The sequence below is a fragment of the Pseudomonas sp. LH1G9 genome (assembly GCF_002949975.1).
GTDB classification, from domain to species: Bacteria; Pseudomonadota; Gammaproteobacteria; order Pseudomonadales; family Pseudomonadaceae; genus Aquipseudomonas; species Aquipseudomonas veronii.
In genome coordinates this window covers 4,037,679-4,059,164 of the sequence record NZ_CP026880.1, presented here as the reverse complement: position 1 = coordinate 4,059,164, position 21,486 = coordinate 4,037,679, and the positions used below count along the sequence as shown (strand labels likewise).

9 protein-coding genes are annotated in these 21,486 nt (G+C 64.6%); 6 read left to right on the top strand and 3 right to left on the bottom strand.

The features are described 5' to 3' along the window. Positions 1 to 300 precede the first annotated feature (300 nt). The 5 genes from C5F70_RS18755 to C5F70_RS18735 all read left to right on the top strand — a co-directional run bounded on the left by C5F70_RS18755 (position 301) and on the right by C5F70_RS18735 (position 6,008). The gene (locus C5F70_RS18755) at positions 301 to 792 is read left to right on the top strand and encodes a CS1 type fimbrial major subunit (protein ID WP_017844569.1); all 492 of its coding nucleotides are present in this window, start codon (positions 301 to 303) and stop codon (positions 790 to 792) included. 114 nt (positions 793 to 906) lie between these two features. Beyond that, positions 907 to 3,426 carry a TcfC E-set like domain-containing protein gene (locus tag C5F70_RS18750; RefSeq protein WP_017844571.1) on the top strand — a complete coding sequence of 840 codons (2,520 nt, stop codon included), beginning with the start codon at positions 907 to 909 and terminating at the stop codon, positions 3,424 to 3,426. A 118-nt stretch (positions 3,427 to 3,544) separates the two neighbouring features. After that, positions 3,545 to 4,285, top strand: a complete 741-nt coding sequence (locus tag C5F70_RS18745) for a pilus assembly protein (RefSeq protein WP_104903849.1) — start codon at positions 3,545 to 3,547, stop codon at positions 4,283 to 4,285. Beyond that, positions 4,282 to 4,752: a CS1 type fimbrial major subunit gene (locus C5F70_RS18740; protein WP_017844573.1), complete on the top strand. Its 471-nt coding sequence runs from the start codon at positions 4,282 to 4,284 to the stop codon at positions 4,750 to 4,752. The genes C5F70_RS18745 and C5F70_RS18740 overlap by 4 nt, the downstream gene beginning before the upstream one ends. A gap of 41 nt (positions 4,753 to 4,793) precedes the next feature. After that, on the top strand, positions 4,794 to 6,008 hold the full coding sequence (locus tag C5F70_RS18735) for a hypothetical protein (RefSeq protein ID WP_017844574.1): 1,215 nt from the start codon (positions 4,794 to 4,796) through the stop codon (positions 6,006 to 6,008). Positions 6,009 to 6,051: 43 nt separating this feature from the next. Here C5F70_RS18735 and C5F70_RS18730 read toward each other — a convergent pair whose 3' ends face one another. The 3 genes from C5F70_RS18730 to C5F70_RS18720 form a co-directional block, all read right to left on the bottom strand. Beyond that, positions 6,052 to 11,130: an NEL-type E3 ubiquitin ligase domain-containing protein gene (locus C5F70_RS18730; RefSeq protein ID WP_104903848.1), complete on the bottom strand. Its 5,079-nt coding sequence runs from the start codon at positions 11,128 to 11,130 to the stop codon at positions 6,052 to 6,054. 82 nt (positions 11,131 to 11,212) lie between these two features. Then, positions 11,213 to 14,314, bottom strand: coding sequence for a transglycosylase domain-containing protein (locus tag C5F70_RS18725; RefSeq protein ID WP_104903847.1), 3,102 nt, complete (start codon positions 14,312 to 14,314; stop codon positions 11,213 to 11,215). Between the two features lie 73 nt (positions 14,315 to 14,387). Next, on the bottom strand, positions 14,388 to 19,574 hold the full coding sequence (locus C5F70_RS18720; protein ID WP_104903846.1) for a hypothetical protein: 5,187 nt from the start codon (positions 19,572 to 19,574) through the stop codon (positions 14,388 to 14,390). A 481-nt stretch (positions 19,575 to 20,055) separates the two neighbouring features. Here C5F70_RS18720 and C5F70_RS18715 point away from each other — a divergent pair, with 481 nt between their 5' ends. Next, on the top strand, positions 20,056 to 21,474 hold the full coding sequence (locus tag C5F70_RS18715; protein WP_046485818.1) for an amino acid permease: 1,419 nt from the start codon (positions 20,056 to 20,058) through the stop codon (positions 21,472 to 21,474). Positions 21,475 to 21,486: the final 12 nt, after the last annotated feature.

The following is a 21,486-nucleotide window of genomic DNA, read 5'->3' as shown; positions in this document are numbered from 1 at the left end:
CGTTAAGTGCCTCTTGATAACTGTACTGCTTTTATTGAATTATCTGTGTGTCATTAACGTCTTACAGTCGTTTTTTTAAAAATCGTATTTATTGCATTTCTTCCTCCAGCGTAATGGCCTATTGGCCTGCATGTTTCTCGGAGCTTGCCTGCTTACTTTTAAAGCGCATTGGTCGAATATTTCCCGGCGTTGAATGTTCAGCCAAACAATGAACATTGCGCCGCGCTGTTAGTTGGAAGTGAGTCTTGACTTGCTTTTTAGTTAACCGCCTTCCTTTAAATGACTACTAGGTATTCAAGCATGATCAAGAAGTTTGCTGTTCTGCTCCCGCTGGCTGTTGCGGTATTGGGTTCTTCGGCTGCCATGGCCGCCAACGATGCAAGCACCACGATCAACATCAAGGCCGACATCCCTACCAAGCAGTTCCACGCCCAGCCCCTGGACCCCAACTTCGGTCGCGACGAAATCATGACCTACAACACCGTGACCGGCGAACTGAGCACGCTGTCCTCGATGTTCACCCTGAAAAACACCGGTGGCTCGATCGACGCCTACCTGCAGGACGGCCCGGCGGCGCTCACCAACGGCACGGACTCGATCCCGCTGACCATCACCCTGGGCACCGTGGCCCTGACCGGTAGCCCGCAAGAAGTGGCCGCCGACGCAGAGTCCAACCCCGGCCTGCAAAAGCTGATGACCATCAAGGCCGCCAAACCGGCGGACACCCAGACCGGTCTCTACACCAGCGTCGCCACCGTGATCTTCGACAACGTGCCGCGCACCGCTTTCTAAGCACCCGGCACGCGATAAGGCCGCGCCTTATCGATCACACCCACCGCCCGCAGGTTGTGTTCGCCTGCGGTCGGTTTCCAGATGGTTTGCAGTTCGCCATAGAGTATTAAGTTCATGTTTCCGATGAAACCCATCGCGGCGGCGCTGGCCCTGCTTGCCTGTTCGGCTGCCTGGGCGACGGCTGATAACAGTTATACGCCACGCAGTTTACTGGCTCAGGCGAAAGGTTTGCCGAGCGAATTCGAAGAGCATTTTTTTGATGTGCCCCTGGCCGTGCGTATCGAACGCGACGAAGTCTTTCTGGGCGAGGCGATGGTGATACTTTCGCGCGATGACCGCCTCACGCTGCTGGACTTTACCGATATCAGCGACAGCCCGATACAACCCGCTGAACGCGATACCTGGAGCGACTACCTGCAACAAGGCGCGGCCCTGGGAAGTTGCACGCAAACCTGCCCGGAGAAGATGTTGGCGGTGCATTACAACCTGGAAAACTCGCTGGTCTCGATCCTCACGGAGAACGCCGAGCACGACACCGATCATCAACGTTATTACCACCAGCCCCAGGACGGCAGCACGGGCTTGATTGTCAGCAACCAGTTGAACCTCAACGGCGGCCAAGCGCAGGAACTCGGCGGACGTTTCGGGGTTGAAGCCAGCAGCAGCCTGGGGAACTGGAGCCATGCGCTCAACCTGCAACTGGCACGCCTCGGCGGGCCGGACACCCAGCTTTATCACGCACTGTATTCGCTGTACGCCCAGCGCGAATTCGAAGGCCAGTTCCTGCGCCTGGGCTATTTCACGCCCACCTCCGAGGGGCTCAATCGCCAGCCGCGTGCGTTCGGCGCCGCGCCGGATATCGCCGTGGGTGCGATGCTCGGCAGTTCCGACAGCCTGGCCATCAACAACCCCAAGCCCAGCGTGTACCCGATCTACGTCACCTCCAACCGCCAGGGCTCGGTGGAGATTTACCGCAACGGTCTGCTGATCAACACCCAGGCGGTGGCCGCCGGTTTGCAGAGCATCGACACGCGGCCGTTGCCCGGTGGCATTTATGAAGTGGAAGTGCGCCTGGTCGAGGACGGCCAGGTCACCGCCACCACCCAGGAGTTGGTGTACAAGCCCAACAACTGGCGCAACCATGACGAGCGCTGGCGCTACAACGTGTTCGCCGGCCGCGAAAGCACCTTGTTCAACAACTGGGAGCAACGCGACAAAGGCGATATGACCGCCGGCGCTTCGCTCAATTACCTGCTGCACCCGCGTGTGATCGTCGGCTTGTCCGGGCGCCAGGTGCAGGAGCGCATGCAATACGGCGCTTCCATCGACTGGACGCTGGCGACCCAGGCGAGCCTGTACGCCAACGTCTACCAGACCCAGGACCACGGCACCGGCATGGACGTGCAAGGCCTCTACAGTTATGGCGCCGGCAGCGTGATCGCCAGCCACAACCGCAGTTGGCTGGACACCCGCAACACCTACGACACGCTGCCCGACGGCACGCGGCTGCGCACCCGGCAAACCTTCGTCGGCCAGACCAGTACCTCGTCGCTGTCGATCAACCACCGCCTGATCAACCAGCATTCGCTCAATGCACGCCTGTCCCACAGCCAGGGCAACGTCGAGGGCGTCGGCCTGGACCTGGGTTGGAGCAAGCACGACCGGTTGTTCGGCAGCGATGCCAATTGGCGCCTGTCGCTGTTCGACCGCCCCGCCAGCCGCAGCACCGGCGACCGGCGCAACCGTGGCGTCGACCTGACCCTCAACCTGGCCCTCGGTGGGCCGGGCGAGCAGTGGTCGGGCAGCATCGGCTCGCGCACCTCGCGCGACGGCAAACGTGACAACAATGGCTCGCTGACCTACCGCAAAGACCTCAGCGGCCATGTGCTGCAGAACGTCTCGGCCACCGTGCTGACCGACACCTACGGCGTCGGCCTGTCCGGCATGACCAGCTTCCACGGCGACATGCTCGCAGGCGATGCGTTTGCCCAGCGCTCCTCCTTCAACGGCAACCTCACCGGCGGCCTCAACCTGCACAGCACCTTCGCCGTCGGCGGCCAGAAGATGGCCCTGACCAGCCAGTACCACGGCGACGGCGCGGGCATGATCGTCGATGTGGAAACCGACCTCGACGACATCACCCTGCGCGCCGACGACCTCAGCGGTGGCAGCACCGCGCTGCGGCCGGGGCGCAACTTCGTGCCGCTCACCGCCTACCGGACCGGCTCGGTGGCGTTCGACTTCGACGGCAACCACCCGCCGGCGGCGAACATCCAGCCGCCGCGCAGCGCCTACCACATCAACAAGGGCGGGGTGGACTACCGCAAGATCCGCGTGATGAAAACCGTCACCGTGCTCGGTCGCCTGCTCGACCCGCAGGGCCGCCCGCTCAAGGGCCATCACGTGATCAACCATGCCAGCCGTGGCGTCAGCGAGGTCGATGGGTTCTTCTCGATGGAAATGAACGCCGGCTCGCCCACCCTGGAAGTGCGCCGGGGCAACCAGTTGCTCTGTCAGTTCCGCCTCGACCCGAGCAAGGCCCGCAGTGAAAACGATGTGCTGATGATCGGCGACCTGCGTTGCACGCCGGATACCTTGGCCGATGGCGCATTCGAGCGGCCGACGTCGGGGTGATTCGCACAGGGTGTAAGCCATGAACATCGATACGGATAGGCCTGTTCGGGCGCGGGTATTTGCGCTTCGCAAGTCGAGTGGGTTGGCTTCAGGCCAACCGTTAATGAGGTGTAAAGCAATGAAAGTATTAGCCGCAATCCTGGGCGTGTGGATGGTTTCCCTGGGGGTCCAGGCGGGCCCGAATATCAACGTCGGCGTGGTCTATGACTACCTGGACGGGAGCAAGAGCAGCTACCTCAAACGCATCTTCAACGGCGGCACCAGCACCGCGTTCGTCAAGGTCGAGATCCTCGAAATCGTCTACGACGCCAGCGGCGTGCCCCAGGAAATTCCCGTGCAATCCCAGGCCGACGCCAGCGCCCGCGATGGCCTGATGGCCAGCCCCGCGCGCCTGATCGTGCCGGCCAACGGCATGCAGGGCACGCGCTTGCTGTACATGGGCGAGCGCGCCAGCGAGCGTTACTTCCGGGTGCGCTACATCCCGGTGGTGCCGGAAAAAGAGGACGCGTTTGCCTTGTCCGAAGAAGAGCGTGAGGAATATCAAAAGACCCTGCAGGCCGGCGTCAGCGTGCTGGCCGGCTATGGCACGGTGTTTTTCGTGCGCCCCAAGGACACCCGCTACGACACCCGCATCAACGATGGTGCCACTCGCTATGAACTGCGCAACAACGGCAACAGCGTGATCGTGGTCGACGAGTTCAAGAACTGTGTGGCCGGCAAGCCGACCGATTGCCATCCGACCACCAAGAACCACGTGCTGCCGGGGCGTGCCTTTACCTTCGATAAACAAATCGGGCGCCACTACACCTTCAAGCTGGTGGAAGGCGACACGCAGAAGAATCAAGAGGTGAAAGGATGAGCCGCTGGGCCGTGTTGGCGCTGTTGAGCGCGCTCAGCTTCAGCGCCCTGGCCGCCCGCGAGGAGGCGGTGTTCCAGGTGTCGGTCAAAGTCCCCACCAGTGACTTCTATGTATTGCCGCTCAACCCCGGCTTTCTGGAGCGTGAGCAAACCCTGAGCTGGAACCCGGTGACTGAAACCCTGAGTGCGCTGCGCGAGCCTTTCGATGTGAAAAACGTGTTGGGCGCGGTGGACGCTTACCTCGCCTATGAACCGGTGCTGTTCAACGGCCGCGACAACATTGCGCTCACCGTCACCTTCAATCAGCAGGTGCTGGGGCTCGACGCCATGCGCGTGGTGCCGGAAGCCGAGGCCCGTGTCGGCAAACGGGTGCTGCTGGAAATTGCCGCACAGAAGCCTGAGGACGGTTACCTCCCCGGCCAGTACTTCGGCAACGTGCAGATCATTTTCGATGCGTTGCGCCCATGAACCGGGGGCCACGCTTGAGTTTTTTCAGAACGAGTGAACCCATGCAAATCAAAAACAAGGTGTTGGGGCTGTGGTTGGCCGGGCTGCTGGTGGGGCTGCCCGCCGACGTAACGGCGGCCACCGTGGACATCCTGGCCTCGTTCCGGCCGGACCCCAGCCAGCCGGCGCGCAACGTGTTCAAAAACCACACGCCGCCGGGTAACAGCTATTGCACCTGGGCGCCGCAGTACTGCAACGAGACGCGCTACAGCATCGGTCTTCCGATCGATTTTCGGATGAGCGCGCCGATCGTGCCGGGCGGGGACGATCGCAATCATCTGTTGTTTCATGCGCCGACCGAACGCAGAAACATCACCGTCGTGCATGACGAAACGGGAGAGGCCGAAACCCTTCAGTTCCGGATCAGTGGCATTGGCATGGTGTTCCGGTGGCTGCGGCAGGACCCCACTGTGCGTTGGGAACACGATTATCCACCGCCACCGTGTCAATCCAGCGGGGTGAGTGTCGGCAACCAATGGCTTTTCGCGTTCACCTGGTTTTTGCCGGAAGGTGTCAGGGGGTGTGCGCAAAGAGCCGCCAGCCATATCCCCGCCGAGACATTTTGGTTCGATGGCCTCGGTTTCACCTACGAATTGGTCACGCCCGATCCCCTGGGGATGAGGGCCGGGACCTACCGCGGGCAGGTGACGTACAGCGTCGGGCCGCACAAGGACTTCGACCTGGGCAACGTGATGTTACCCAACGATGAGCAGATCACCCTCAATTTCATTCTTTCGGTCGATCACATCCTCAAGGTCGAGATCCCGCCGGGCGGTGAGCGCGTCGAGTTGCTGCCCCAGGGTGGCTGGCAAGGCTGGTTGAGCCAGGGGCGCAAACCGACGCGGCTGTTCAGGGACCAGACCTTCAACTTCTATTCCACCGCGCGCTTCAGGATCGGCATGGAATGCCAGTACGTCGAGGCGGCAGACAACACCTGCCGGATCCGTGACGCCAGGTCGGGGCGCTCGGTGCCGTTGCAGGTCGGCGTGACCATGCCCCACGGCATCGTCGACCCCGAGGGCCAGCCGGTCCAGCGCCGTCCGCTGCGGCTGGACGGCAGCGGCACGCACCTGTTGCTGTCGACGATGTTCGTCGACCGCAAGCCTGGCACCCTGCATTTCGAAGTGGCGCGCGACGATGTGGAGACGATGTTGCAGCCCGGTGAGTCCGGCACCTATGAAGGGAACGTCACAGTGATCTGGGATTCGGAGGTGTAACCCGCGGGGGTTGCAGGCGCGGGCATGCGCGCCTGCAGTAACCTCATGTGTCGGACAACGGCGCCCGGTTACGCTGTTGAGCGGCGTTTTTCAGGGCTGTGCGGGTCAGGCCGCGCATCCAGTCTTTCTCCTTGTAGCCCAGGTCGTTGAGCAGGCGGTTGTAGAGCGCGTCGCTGATCGGCGTGTCGCTGAACACGAGGTTTTCGGCCGTGTCCAGTTCGTCCGCCAGGGCCTTGAGCTGCTCGGCGAGCTGGGCTTTTTGCTGCGGCTCCCGTTCTTCGCGCCATTGCGCCTGCAGGGTTTGCAGGTCGTCCAGGCGGTAGAACTTTTGCGTGTACTCGGTGAGATTCTGTTGATAGCGGTTGTCGTAGGTTTCCTGCAGGAAGGTCTCCCAATACGGCTCGAGCAGCATCTGGTTGACCAGGCCGTCGTCCTGGCCCATTTCCCTTACCGTTGTGTACGCCTGCTGGATGCGGTCCGGGCTGACATTGGCGGTGTCGCGGTAGAGCATGTGGTCCGACAGCCAGGGCAAATCCAGCCTGTTGGCCAGGGCGGTCTGGTAGGCCAGGTGGATATCCACTTCGTCCACCTCGCCGGCCTCGCCGTCCACCAGCTCGGAGCGCAGGCGCTGGCCTTCGCCACCGGCGTCGATGGGCCGCAGGCGCCGGGCGACGTCCGCCTGGGCCACCAGATTCAGGTGCTTGAGGCGCGCCGCGCCCTTGGCCAGGGTCACCAGTCGGCCTTCGAGTTCAGCCAGTGACGCGGAAAAGCGCCGGGCTTCGCTGGCCATGACCTCGATCCCCATCTCATTGAAAATCTGCGCGCCGCCGTCGCCGCACAAACCGGGGAAGCTCGACAGCTTGAACAAGCGCTCGCGCAGGGCGCTGTCGGCGTGGGTGGCGTTGATCAAGCGCCACACCCGTTGCGTCAGCTCCGCTTGGTTGCGGGCGTAGCGCTGCTGGTCCTGGGGGTTCTCGAAAAACTCGGGCGGCTCAAGCAGCTTGATGACTTCGAAAAAGCCCTGGGAGCCGTGTTCGTCTTCGACGGCGTCCCACAGCTGCTCGCGGACAAGCCGGGTGTTGGCGTCGACGCCTTCCAGCCAGGGATCGCTGCTGCCCTGGGGCTCGTAGGTGCGATAGGGGGCCAGCCCGGCCTCGTTGCGGTAGCGTTCGTACAGAGTGCGCTGATCGTCGTTCAGCGTGTTGCGGTCCAGGCGGGTGCGCGCCACGGTGCGCGCAGCCGTGGGTTCCGGCGTCAGGGTGGGCAGGGCGCGGATCGGGTTGCCGCTCAGGTTCAGGTCGAACGCATCGTTCCTGGGGTGGGCAAACAGGCCACGGGGCCATTGGCCGATCTGTGTGTGGCTGAGGTCGAGGCGGCGCAGGTTGGGCATGCGCGTGATGTCCGGCGCGAGGCTGAGCGGGTTGTGGCTGAGGATCAGGACTTGCAGGCGGCGCAGGTTGCGCAGGCGCGTCACGTCTTCGGGGAACAGGGCCAGGCGGTTGCTCGCGAGGTTGAGGTTGCGCAGCAAACGCATCGCGCCAAGCTCGACCGGCAGGCTGGTCAGGTGGTTGTCGCTCAGGTCCAGGGAGTGCAGCGCCGGGAAGTGCTTGAGCAAGCCGCAATGGGTTTGCCCGACGCTGCTCTGGCTCAGGTCCAGGAACGTCACATGTTCAAAGTTGACGGTCAGCGCGGGCAGCGATTCGGGTAACGGCATGCCGTTCAGGTCCACGCGCGCGCCGTGTTGGGTGCGGCCCCAATCGTCGGTGTATTCGGCGTAGCGGTCGGCCCAGGTCTGTTCGAGGAGCAGCGCCAGGCGTTTGCGGCTGGCCAGTTGTTGACGCTCCTGGACGCTGCCTTTGGGGTGATGGGTGGGCGATTGTTTCCAGGTCTGCAATTGGCTGTGCAGGGTTTGTTTCTCCAGGGTCAGGTCGTTCAGGGTGGTGCCCAGTTGGTCGGTGGGGATCGCCTCGATAAAGCGGCTCAGCCGTTGCTCGCTGAGGCTCGGAAACAGGCGTTGCAAGACCTCCCTGGCAAACGTCGCCGGGTGATCGGCAGGGGCGGCGCGGCAGCGGCTGAGCAGCGGGCCGCCGAGCAACTGTTGGGTGTGCCGCTCCATCACCCGGTGAGTCGCCGGCTCAGCGAGGAGCGTGCGGCGCTCGGCCAAGGGTTCCAGGGCGGTCATCAGCCAGTGCCGCAGGTCTGCGCCTTCGCCGGGGCGGTAACCCAGCCCGCTGTGCGACGCGGCGGGCAGGCTCGACAACACGGCTTCGTACAGATTGGCCGGGCTGTGCAACGGTTGGCCGGCGCCGTCATAGACCGCATAACCGAGGCTGTTGTGGACCAACACCCGGCGAGTGGTGGCAGTGTCCGGGCCGGCCTGGCTGCGCAGGGGGCCGGTGACGGAGCCGTTGCGGATTTCAAGGTGCAGGTCGCTGAGCACGTCGGCGTGCAATTGCAGGGTCTTGAGTACCAGGGTTTCCGTGGCCGGGCTGGGCGACGCCGGTGGATAGAAGCCTTCGTAGGCGCGTGCCGCCTCGGCGGCCACGTGCAGCTCGTCGGCCAGGTTGCGCAGGCGCAACGGCCCGCGCCGGTGCGCGGCCAGGGCCTGGCGTTCGGCGGGGCGGGCGGTGTCGAGCAGGCGGCGGGCCAGGCTCAGGTCGAGGTCGGGATGGTCGTGGCGCAGGCTGATAATGCTGGGGTCGTCGCTCTCTTCACGGGCGCGGTAGACCGCCGGGGCGATGTCGCGGCTCTGGCTCAATACGTAGTCGGCCAGTTGCTCGCGCAACGCGTGTACCCGCTGCGACTTCGGCACCTCGGCGCCCAGCAGGCGGGTGATTGCCGCTTCATCGAGAAAGCCCAGCACCCGTTCCGGCAAGTGCCCGGACAGCACTTCCCCGAGGCTGATGCGCAAGGTGTCGGCGGCGCTGGCTTGCGCAGTGCCATAGCGGTGCGAGCTGCCGCTCAGGTCGGGCTTGAGGAACACTTGCAGTGCTTTGTTCGGGGGCCAACCGTCGAGTTCGGTGACCATCTGCTCGAACCAGTCCGAACTCGGGTCGGCGCTCAAAGCCTGCCCAGAGCGGATTTTTTCGCTGGCCACCTGGATGTAGTCGGCCGCTTCGAGCCGTTTGAGGCCGGCATCGAGCAACGGCGGCAGTGTTTCGTTGTACTCGTACATGCGGCGTAGGGCGCCGTCTTCGGTGGCGCTGGCGACCCTTAGCTGTTCCAGCTGCGTGTCACTGAACGGTTGCACCCGATGCCCGAGACGTCGCAGCAACTGCGCACGCTCCCAGGTGCGCGGGCGTTCGCCCTCGTGGGTCGCCGCGCCGTCGCCGTTCAATTGCAGGCGCGGGCGGTAGGCGTTCGGGCGTTCGGGGTGGACCACGCGGTGCGCGTCGCCGAGCGGGTCGTATTGCACCTCCAAGTGATGGTCGCCCAGGGCCAGCAGGGTTTTGCCGTCATGCTGATGCAGGCCCGCGGGCGACGGTATCGAATCGGCGGGGATCGGGGTTTTCCGGGCGAACGCGCTGATGTCCGGGTTCCACAAGCGCCGGCTGCCGTCGGCCCGCTGCACCGGGACCAGGCCTTCGATGAAGGGCGAGAGCTTGAGCCGCGCCAGCTGACCGATGTGGCCGCCCGCGGCAAACAGGGCGAACTGGATCACGCTGTCGGCCACCCCCGCCACATGTTCCCAGGCTTCGGTGCGCCGGCCTTCGCTCCAGTCGACGACGCCTTCGCACACCTCGTCCATGATCTGGTAGGCGCTGTAGACCAGCATCAGTTCGCCGAGCACCGGTACGAAGGGCGTCAGCACCAGCAACGCGGCATTGAGGAGGTCGGCGAACATCTGCTCCAGGTTGTCCCACCAGGCCCAGCGGGCGTGGCGTTCGACGTCGGTGCTGGACACGGCGATAGTCCGCGCATCGTTGACGATTTTGTTCAGTTGCACGCGATACAGGTAGCTCCACAGGGTGTCCGCGTGGGGTATCGGCGGGCGTTGGCGATAATCGTCCTGCCAGCGTTGCACGCTGAAGTGCAGGTTGGGGTCGCTGATCGGCGTGTCTTTCCAGCTCGGCCCGCTGTCGGTGCGGGCTTTTTGGTGCCATTGGATGTGGCTGAGGCGCGCATTGAGCCCGGCAAAAAAAGCCCCGCGCTCGGCATGGGGCACGAACTGGCTGAAGAACACCTGGTAGCGCGCCTTGTCGCGCAACTGACGGGTCAGTTCGGCCATGAACGCCTGGGGCGACGGGTATGCCTTGAGCGGGTGTTCGGGGTCTTCGGCGACATAAGCGATCACCCGAGGGCCTGGCGCGGCGATAAACAGCACGATGCCCACCAGCGCGACGTTCATCACGCTGAGGGTGTAGGCCTGGAGCGGGCTCGGCCGGTCGTTCAGCAGGTCAAGCATCAAACCGTGCGTCTCGGGCTCGAGGTCGCCCTTGGCCAGGGCCAGGTGGGCGGCGCTGTTCAGCGCGGCTTTGTGGCGTGCGACCACCTCGTCGTGAACCGTGCGGGCCAGCGGCGGGTTATTGAAGCCGAGCGCCTGACTGAGCTTGAGTTGATACTGCGCGCCGAGATCCAGCTGGCGGCAAATGTCTTTGAACCTCTGCGCCGTGAGGCGGGCGCCGCTGGTGCGGTGGGTGATCGACAGCACATCGCGCTGGCCGCGTGCATCGCTCGGGCCGAGGAAGGCGAAGTCGAGAAAGTCGTCGCTGGCGGCGAAGTTGCCCAGCGCCGCATCGAGCAATGACACGGTCTTGCTGGTCTGTGCGCCGCTGATGTTGATCTTCCACCAGGCCAGGCTGGCTTCGACATAGAGGCGCAGGTAGGTGTTGCGCACATCCACCGCGCCATAGTCGCGCAGGGCGTGTTTGAGCAGCGGTTCGGCGAAGGCGTACACGTCGTTCAACGCGGCGAACCGTTGGTCCAGGCGGTTTTGTCGCTGCCAGTGCTCGGCAATCGCGGCCTTGAGCGGGGCCGGTGCGGTCAGGCTGTTGAGGCGCGCGGTTTTCAATGCGCCGAGGCGTGCGGGCGTGGCCTGGGTGAGCCAGGCCGGCAGGGCGTCGCGGATGTGCGCGTAGTGGGCGCCGTTGAAGGCGCTGTCGAGTGACGGTAGAGCGGGCATGGATCAAGTCCTGTAAAGGGTGATCCATGAGTGTGTGTGGCGGCGTCGCGCCGCGGTGGCAGATAGGTAGTGCAGCCGGGCGTCAGGGTTGGCGGGCCAGGCACAGCGTCGGGTCGCCCGGTTGCAGCAGCGGGTTGAGCATCGGCGCCATGCCCTTGAGCACCTGCACCGGCAAGGCCGAGGTGAAGGTGAAGTGCTGCGCCGACGCCCCCGGCACAAACGCGGTGAGGGTGCCGAAGTGATGCGCGCCGATGTAGAACACGAAGGTCGCCGTGCGGTTGATCGATTTCGAACTGAGCATGCGCCCGCCGGGCCCCATGGCCTCGATGCGGTTATCGCCGGTGCCGGTTTTGCCGCCCATCGCCAGCGCCGTGCCGTCCGCCAGTTTGAAGCTGCCGGCCACTCGCTTGGCGGTGCCGGCGTCGACCACTTGCGACAGCGCGCCGCGCAACGCCGTGGCGACTTCGCTGGGCAGCACCCGTTTGCCGCGGTTCGGGTCGTTGACCACGCGGGTTTCATAGGGCGTGCCGCTGGCGAATTGCAGGCTGTCGATACGCAGCACCGGCAAGCGCACGCCGTCGTTGAGGATGATGCCCATCAGTTCCGCAAGGGCGGCGGGGCGGTCGCCGGAACTGCCGATGGCGGTGGCCAGCGACGGCACCAGATGGTCGAACGGGTAGCCCACGGCCTGCCAGCGCTGGTGGATATCGAGGAACGCTTCGATCTCCAGCATGGTGCGGATCCGGCTGTCACGCGCACTCTGGTGACGGCTCTTGAACAGCCAGCTGTAGACCTCCTGGCGTTCGAATTCACTGGCTTTGACGATTTCGTCGAAGCTCGCCTCAGGGTGGTTGAGCAGGTAGCCCAGCAGCCATAGGTCCAGCGGATGCACCTTGGCGATATAGCCCTGGTCCGGCAGGTCGTAGGCGCCGGGGCCGTAACTCTGGTAGAGCCGTTCGATGCGCTCGTCGCTGAGCGTGTCGGGGGTTTTGAGGTTTTTCAGGTGCGAGCGCACGAAGGTGTTGAAACTCGCCTGGCTGGCCTGGGGCAGCAAATAACGGTGGACGGCGGCCAGGCGGATCGCGGTGGGGTGCAGGCTGTCCATGAAGGTGTCGAGCCGGGCCTGGGTGTCTTTGTGGCGGTATTTTTTCCAGAACTTGAGCAGGAACGCGGTGCCTTCGTGGTCGGCGAACTTGGCCAGGTATTCCTGGCGGCGCGGGTCGTTGTCGTCCTTGAGCAGCCGTGCGCTGTTGTCTTCGCCCGAATAGGTGGTGTAGCGCACCAGGTCGCGCATCAGGCGAATGAACGGCAGATTGATCGACTCGCGCAGGGCATCGCGCAAGGTCGGGTTGCGGCCGTTGTCTTCGTTGCGAAAGTTATGGAAGCGGTGCAGGCCGCCGCCGGTGAAAAACGCCTCGCCGGGGCTGGCCGAGTAGGTGCGGTCGAGGGCGGCGTCGAGCATTTTCGCCAGGTCGCGGTCGCTGTGCTGGATCAGGTAATTCAGCGCCCAGCGCGAGAGCACATCCTGCTCGGGCAGCTCGACGCTTTTCAGCTCGGCGGGCGTGCGCGCCTGGTAGCGTGCATGCAGCTCGGTGACGATCTGCAGGTAGGTGGTCAGCACCCGCAGCTTGGCGGTGGAGCCCAGTTCGAGTTTGCTGCCTTCGTTGATATCGAACGGCTGGTCGGTGTTGTCGGTCTGCACCCGCACGCGTGCGCCGTCGGGCGTCAGTTCGTAGAGGGTGAAGCTGTAGCGCACCTGCGGTGTGCTTTGCGGCGTCAGCAGGCGCGGGCCGAGCAGGCCCATCTGCGCGGCGAACGTCGGGTCGGCCAGGTGCTTGAGGTAGTCGGTGGCCTGGGTTTGCAGCGCGTAATGCAAGGTGCTGGTGGCCGACAGGTCGAGGCGGTCGAGGTCATACAGCGAGCGGTTGAGCAGGCTGGCGAGACGGCTGCGGGCGACGTTGATGGCTTTGTTGGTTTCTACCGGCTGGAGGGTCGGTTGCTGCTGCCAGTCGCGGTAGGTCACGTGGCTGGCGAGGGCGGCGGCGGACAAGGTGGCGGGGATCACCTGGTTCTGCGCGAGCAGGCGGATATGGCTGTCGGTCAATTGCGCCAGCTCTTCGCGACCTTTGGTCAGGTAGTGCGAGGGCCGGCGTTGGGCAATCATCAGCGACAGCACCTGGCGCAGGGCCAGGCCGCGTCTGGCCAGGCTCGCCGGGTCTTGTGCGCTGTCGCTCAGCGCCTGGTTGACCTGATTGAAGTCGGCGCCGTACCACACCCGCAGGCCTTCGGCCAGGCCATGCACTTCGCCGTGGCCCGGCACGGCGGACAACGGCACGCTGTTGAGATAGTCGCGCACGATATTGCGCCGACTGCCCGAGGTGTCCGGCCCGGCCTGGTAGGCCCGGACGCTGGCGGACATCATCTGGCGGATTTTCTCGCCGCCGGACAAGGTCAAACCGTCGGGCGAATGGCGATATTTCTCGAGCTGTGTGGCCAGGGTGCTGCCGCCGGCGGTCTGCCCCGGCAGATGCAGGAGTTTGGCCACTTGCGACCAGGCCGCCTTGGCAAAGCGCGGCCAGTCCACCGCCGGGTTGGCCAGCGGTTGCGTGGGGTCCAGCAGGTCGCGGTCCTCAATGAACAGCAGGCTCTGCACCACCAACGGCGGAACCTCGGCAAAGCTGGCGTAGAGCTGTTGCGGGTAGGTGAAGGCATACAGCGGCGCGGCGCGGCAATCGGTGATGCTCAGGCCGGCCTGGACTTTTTCCGCGTAGGGCACGAACAGCCCGTGCTCGGCATAGCCCAGCAAGGCCGGGGAGAAGCGTGTCTGGGCCTGGATCAGGTAATTGCGCTTGAGCAGGCGCGGTAGGAATTCATTCAGCGCGCTGTAGCCCAGGCGCCGGTCGAACGGGCCGTCGCCGGGGTACACGATGGCATCGCTGGCGCCGGGCTCCAGGCGATAACTGAGGGTGGCGGCCAACGGGCTCAGGTAGCGGGCCTGCAGGCGTGAGGTGTGCATTTCCACACTGGCGGCCCAGCCCAATGCCAGCAGCGCGAGCAACAGCACCAGCCACACCAGGCGCCACCACCCGGATCGCCGGCGGGCGCTGTGTGGCAATGGCAGTTGATCCGGGCTGTCGGTTGGCAGCGCAGCCTGTTTCGAATCGGTTTGCCATAAAGCGCCCATAGTCGATTCATCCATTTACGCAGATTGATCGGACTTGGGTGAAGCTTAGTCGTTGGTGACGGAATGTGTCGGCTCACGGCTGCGGGCGTTTCACGCCGTTGCGCAGCAGTGCCAGCCAGTTGCGGTCGTTGGCCTGGCCCCAGCGGTAGGTGCCGCGATCGTTGAAAAACACCGAAATGTCTTCCAGGTACCACATGTGCATTTTGACGTTGAGTTGACGCACATAGTCGCTTGCCGGGCAGACGATGGCTGCCCAGGGGTCGCATATCCACAGGCCGACCCAGCCCGCTTCGCTGAAGTCCAGGGTCGAGCCCAGCGTCGCCGGCGGGTTCCCCACCACCACAAACGCGTGGGCGGGCGGGCTGGTGCCCCAGACGCGCGCGGCGCCGCCGTTGAACCTGATCAGTTCGCTCGCCACGTGGGCCATCTGGTCGCAATTGCCTGCGCCGGTCTTGAGGATCACTTCGGTGTAGTTAGGCTGGCCCGCCCGGCTGTACTGCCACATCACCAGCGGTTCGGCGATGGCCAGCCGTTCCAGCTCGTCGACCCCCGTGCCCACGATGTTGGCCGAGCCGATCCCGGTGCTTTTGACCAGCGCCACGGTGCTGGCCTGGGCCTTGCTGGCCAGGTACTGATTGAGGGTCTGGCCAGGCTGGGCGAGGTAGGGCGGCCAGGTGTCGAGTTTCAAGGGTGTGACGGCCACGCTCATGCCCAGGCGCTGCCCCTGATCGCTGGCGTTGAGCAACAACTCGCGCTGCTTGATAACCCGCAGGCCGCGTGACTGCTCGAGCAGGCGCTTGAGTTTGGCCGCACCGAAGCCGCGCCTGGCCAGTTGTTGGCTCAGTACCTCCAGGGTGGGCAGTGTGACCAACGGGCGGTTATGCACAAACCCGGCGGCGCTCAAGTAGTCGAGCTTGCGCTGGCTGAATGCGCGGATCAGCTGTTCGGGTTCACCGCCGAGGTTGAAGTCCAGGCGGTTGAACAGCATCGCCGGAGCGGGGGCGATGGCGATGCCTTCGTAAAAGACCCCGGCGTCGGCCTCCACGATAATCCGCGTGCCTCCCGCCGGGGTCAGTTCGATCGCCATGGCGCGCAGGGTTCGGCTGTCATCGGTGCCCACTGTCAGCCCGGTCAGCTCGACCACGCGCGTGTCGCGGTTGAGTTGATTGTCCAACTGATTGTTGGGCAGGCCGAATTGCGCTTCGTTGGCGATGAGCCGACCGGTGAGCTGGGGCTTGTAGGTCAGCGGCGCGGTCCTGGCCACTGGCGTCAGTTCAAAGCTGGTGCCTTGGGGCATCGCTTCGTACAGCCGGCGGTTGTGGACCAGCTTGCGCGGGTCGGGGCCGACGGCGGGGGCGGGGATCAGGCGCAGGTGCTCGATGGCCTGGGCGCGGCGTTGCTGGATCGAGGCGTTGAACGCGGTGAGTTTTTTGGTGAAGCAGATCAGTGGGATCGGGCTGCGTTTGCTGCGCGCCGCACCGCACAGGCTGTCGAAGCCTTCGGCGGCCTTGAAGTAGGCGGGCGAGGCCAGGTCGTCCAGGTGGGTCGGCGCCTGGTGCTCCAGGCGGAACAGGTTGTCGCCGTCGAGCAGGTCGGTGGCGTCGCGACGCGCAATCAGCAGCGGCTGGGTGGCGAACAGCCGTTCGCTGACCAGCACCTGCTGCCCGCGGGCGTTCTGCATCGGCGCCACGCCAAGGGCGCTGTCCAGGCGAAAGGTGTGGCTCGGCGGCCCATAGGGTTTGCCGGTGAACGGGTGGCACGGGTACCAGTGGTTTTTGTGCAGCAGCGCATTGATCCGCAGCAGGTCGCTGCCGCGCAGCAGCGTGCCGCTGCCGAGGTTGGCGCCGGCGAGCAGCCGGGGGTAGTCGAGCAGGAACCGGTCGGCGGTGCGACGTTGAACCTGTTCGATGGCCGTGTGGAGGATTTTCCGCGCACCGCCGCTCAGCCGGATCACCCCGCTGCGAGCCAGCCTGAACAGGCCCGGAAGGCCGTCCAGCGGGTTCAGCGCGGTGTTGAGGAAGGCGCCGCTCAAGCGGGCCAATTGCAGCAGTTTGATCGGCAACGGCGCGGTTTTTTTCAACACCGCCAGGGAGGCCGTGAGAAAGCGTTGGGTGGGGAACAGCAGCGCCAACAGGTCGATAAAGCAGACGTAGCCGCCGTCGATGACACGGCGGGTGTCGCCGGAAGCGAGGTCCTCGGCGCAGGACCAGAACGGCACGAGGGCTTTGAGGCGTGTCCACAACCGATCCCAGCGTTGTTGCATCTGCTCGCGCTGCGTGGTCCCCCGGGCTTGCAGGTGCAAGGCGTCGACTTCGAGGAAGAAGTGCTCGCGCACGATGGCTTGGGCAATGGCGCGGTTGAGCGTCGAACCATAGGTCAGCGCCGCCGCCGTCGGCGGCTGGGCGGCGGGCGGGCTGAATGACCACAGCGTCTGCACAATGACCTTGGCGCGCACCCCCGGCCGTGGCGGGCGCCCGTTGGCATAGGCGTCCCAGTCCAGCGGCAGTTCATCGCCCATCAGCAGTTGGGTGACCGGGCGGGTGGCGTGGGGAGTGCCGGTGGCCACCGACATCAGCGTGCCGCCCTCGTGGAATGCCAGCGGTGCGCCGCGGCGTTTGTCGACGCGGTTCAACAGCGGGAACAGCTCGTATTCCTGCACCGCGCTGGGCGATGTACCGCGCAGGATCACGCCCATTCGGGCGCTGCGCGCCAACGCTTCCTCCGGGCTCAGCAGGGCGAGGTCTTTGCCGGGTTCTTTTTTCAGCACCAACAGCTGCAAGTCGGCCTGTTGCAGGTGGTGTCGGTCGGCCAGCGGCAGTTGCGCCAGCAGGTCTTCGATCAGGCTGCTGTAGGCCTGTTTCAGGCGTTCGATGTAGGCCGCGAACGCGCTGTCGAAGCGTTGATGGATGTTGCCCAGGCGCCCGAACGATGGGCGCAGTTGTGCCAGGTCCAGTTGGGGCTCGATGGACTGCCAGCGGCTGTCGCCCAGTTGGCCATCCATGTGCAACTCCACCAGGCTGTGCAGGCTGTAGTTCCGGCGCTCGTGGTGGTGCATCGGGAAGCGCAGGCTGCCGCCGGCGAGCGGCGGGACGGGGCGCCACAGGCAGGCTTTGTCCAGCAGCGTCTGGTTGGGGAATAGGTTTTTCAGGTCGGCCAGGGCAATGCTGCGGCGGGTCGGCGGCGCGTCGGCAAAGGTGATCAGGGCTGCCTTTAAGGCGTGCAGGCGTTGGCTGAGGCGCAGCTTCAGCGCGTCGATTTCATGCGCGAGGTAGGCGGTGTTGTCGCGTTCGGGCAGTTCGCCCACGGTGATGGCCCAGTCGAGCAGGGTGCGGGTGGCGAGGTATTCGCGCCACTGTTGTTGCTGGCCGGTCGTGGCGGGCATGGATGCCAGGGCGAGCATGTCGTGGTAGCTCAACTGGCGCGGTGAGCCGGGCGCCATGGCCTGCGCGATCAAGACCCCTTGCTTGAAACTCATCCAGGCGATCGAGCTGCGAAAGCGCATCGTCGCGGGCAGCCCGCGCACCAGAAACTCCGGCGCGGCGCCGGCCAGCAACAGGTGGGCGGCGAGGGGCGCAGCGCGGGTGGAGACCTTGCAGGTTCGCACCAAATGCAGTTCCAAGTCTTGGCGCACTTCGCCGTGGGGCTTGCCCGCGTGGGCGCTCAGCTCGAAACCGGCGATGGGAGCGCCTGCTTCGCCGGCTCCAGGGTCGAGGTCGAGGATCAGGGCGCTCAACACCAACAGGTCGAGGCTGGTCTGGCTGGCGGCTTCGTCCGGGTGCTGGCCGTACCAGTGCAGTGCCGTCACCAGTTGTTGGCCCAACTGCCGCGCCGGTCCGCGCCGCAGCAGTTGTTTGAGCAAGTGGTCGGCCTGGGCGCGGATCGCGTCAGCACTCAGGTCGCCCAGCAGTGTGCCGCACAAGCGGTCAAGCAGGCGTGGGTGGCCTTCGGGCAGGCCGTGATTGGCGGTGGCGAGAACGCTGTGGCGCTGTTCGCTGAGCAGTCGCACCGGCGAGTGGGGCGTGGCGCTCAACAGCCCATGATAGTCGTCGAACTCGGGGCGGCGGGGCAGGTTCATCTCCAGGGTTTGCAGGGTGTCCTGGGCTTCGTCGACGCTGGTCGGTGGGGCAAGATCATGCTGTTGCAGCAGTTGCTGGAGGGTGAAGGGGCCGCAGATGGCGTGCGGGACAACGGCGGGATGGTGCGGCGCGCCGGAGTCCGGTGCGGGGTGCAACGTCACGCTGGCCGTGTCGATCACGTGGTCGTTGGGCGGGGCTTGGATCAGGCCTTTCAAGCACTCGGCCATGACGTCGCGGTCATGGTCCTGGGCCAGCCACTGCTGGTGCTGCATCAGGGCGAGATCGGCGTTGGCCAGGTCGCTGACCGGCAGCGTGGTCAACGCCGTCGACTGGCGCAGCGTGTCGATCAGCACGCGGGCTTCGGCGGGTGTGTCGGGCACCGGCAGATCATGGCAATTGAGCAGTTGGGCGAGGCTGAACTGGCCGCTCTGGTGGACAAAACTCCCCAACTGCTCGGCGACTTCGACCAGTTGTTCAAGCTGGCCGTCCAGGGGCAGCGCCAGCAGTTGTTCGATGCCGATATCCACCAGCCCGCCCCAGGCTTTTTTGCCGCTGAGCCGGCGTGTGGCGGGATCGAACATATACGTGCCGGGTTGCAGGCCGTCGACCGCTTCCAGCGCCAGGAACGACGGGTTGCGGGTGATGGCGTCGAGTAACGCGGCGCCGGTTTGCTGGGCGGTGGCCCAGAACGAACCGGAGTCGAGTTTGAAATAGCTCCTGTAGCAGGAAAACAGGCTGAAATCGTCGTCGTCGAGCAGGGCTTGCAGTTGGTCGGCGATCTGTTGCCGGTCTTGATTCAACCGCTTCAACCCGTCATCCAGCCCCGCCTTGGGCTCGGCGAAACTGTTCGATTGATCGAGCGCCTGGGAGATCACCCTGCGCTCGCCGCGATGCTCGGGGTAGGGATAGGCATAGAAATTCAGCACCGATTGCGCCGGCAGTTCGAGCGGCACGTCCAGGCCGGCCAGGTCCACCGGCAGGCGCGTGGCCCAGGCCCGCAGGTGTGGGCGGCTGAGTGCGCGGCGGTACACCTGCAGCCAGCAGCCCAGGGTGGAGTGCTCGGGCACGATCACTGTGGTGGAGTCGCCGTTTGTCAGGTGATTGAACAACGCGCTGATCAATTGGCCATCGGCGGCCAGGCGTCGTGCCCGGCCTTGCTGGAGTACGTCGAGGGTGGTCGGCATGGGGAGATCCTTTCGCTGGGATTGCCGTCCTGGCAATCGAAGCACCCCATGGTGAAGGGGCGGCCCGGCGGCGGGTATGGCGATGCTTCCCGTTCGGCCGTGGCCGGCTTCCGCGTTGTCCGCCCGATGGGCTGAAAGTATTGAAGCAGAGCCTTCGGCTGGGTATATACGGCCTAGGTAGGGGCATGACGCTGCACCAAAGCTGTGCAATACTCGGCGCGCGTCAAACGGAGAAAATCCTTACGCTATCCAGGTAATGCCCCTCCACAAAAGCCGCTTTTACCGCGAGTTCTCGCTGAATCTTGCCGTTTATTAAGTGAAAAACCCTGGGTTGAGCTTTTTATACTGCACCCCCGCTGAACTGGCCCTGGCCAGACGGGTTGGCCCATGAGGCGAACCCGGTGTGAGGCGTCCTGGCGGACCTGCTGTGACGTCGAGTACTCGGTGGCTTAATCCAATAACAAGACGAGGTTGTACCCCTATGCCAGTTGGCAACCACCTGCCTCATGGCGAGACCGCTCAGGGCGGCCCGCTGAAACGTGAACTGGGCGAACGGCATATTCGCCTGATGGCCCTCGGCGCCTGCATCGGTGTCGGCCTGTTCCTTGGCTCGGCCAAGGCCATTGAAATGGCCGGCCCGGCGATCATGCTCTCTTACATCATTGGCGGCCTGGCGATCCTGGTGATCATGCGCGCGCTTGGCGAAATGGCGGTCCACAACCCCGTCGCCGGCTCGTTCAGTCGCTATGCCCAGGATTACCTCGGCCCGTTGGCGGGCTTTCTCACCGGTTGGAACTACTGGTTCCTGTGGCTGGTGACCTGCGTTGCGGAAATCACCGCCGTGGCCGTGTACATGGGCGTCTGGTTCCCCGATGTGCCGCGCTGGATCTGGGCCCTGGCGGCCTTGATCAGCATGGGCACGATCAACCTGATCGCGGTCAAGGCGTTCGGTGAGTTCGAGTTCTGGTTCGCCCTGATCAAGATCGTCACCATCATCGCCATGGTGATCGGTGGCGTCGGCATCATCGCGTTCGGTTTCGGCAATGACGGCGTGGCGCTGGGGATTTCCAACCTGTGGGCCCACGGCGGCTTCATGCCCAATGGTGTGCAGGGTGTGTTGATGTCCCTGCAAATGGTGATGTTCGCCTACCTGGGCGTGGAAATGATCGGCCTCACCGCCGGTGAAGCGAAGAACCCGCAGAAGACCATCCCGAATGCCATCGGCTCGGTGTTCTGGCGCATTCTGTTGTTCTACGTCGGCGCGTTGTTCGTGATTCTGTCGATCTACCCGTGGAATGAAATCGGCACCCAGGGCAGTCCGTTCGTGATGACCTTCGAGCGTCTGGGCATCAAGACCGCCGCTGGCATCATCAACTTCGTGGTGATCACCGCTGCCTTGTCGTCCTGCAACGGCGGCATCTTCAGCACCGGGCGCATGCTCTACAGCCTGGCGCAGAACGGCCAGGCCCCGGCGACCTTCGGCACCACCTCGCGCAACGGCGTACCGCGCAATGCGTTGCTGCTGTCGATCGCTGCGTTGCTGCTGGGCGTGCTGCTCAACTACCTGGTGCCGGAGAAAGTCTTCGTCTGGGTCACCTCGATTGCCACCTTCGGCGCGATCTGGACCTGGGTGATGATCCTGTTGGCGCAGCTCAAGTTCCGTAAGAGCCTGAGCCCGGCGGAACAGGCGGGCCTCAAGTACCGCATGTGGCTGTACCCGATCAGTTCCTACCTGGCCCTGGCGTTCCTGGTGCTGGTGGTGGGCCTGATGGCGTACTTCCCGGACACCCGCGTCGCGCTGTATGTCGGCCCGGTATTCCTGGTGCTGCTGACGGTGCTGTTCTACACGTTCAAATTGCAACCGACCCAGGTTGCCCAAGGCGTCGCGCGCTCGGCGTAACGCTTGCTCAAG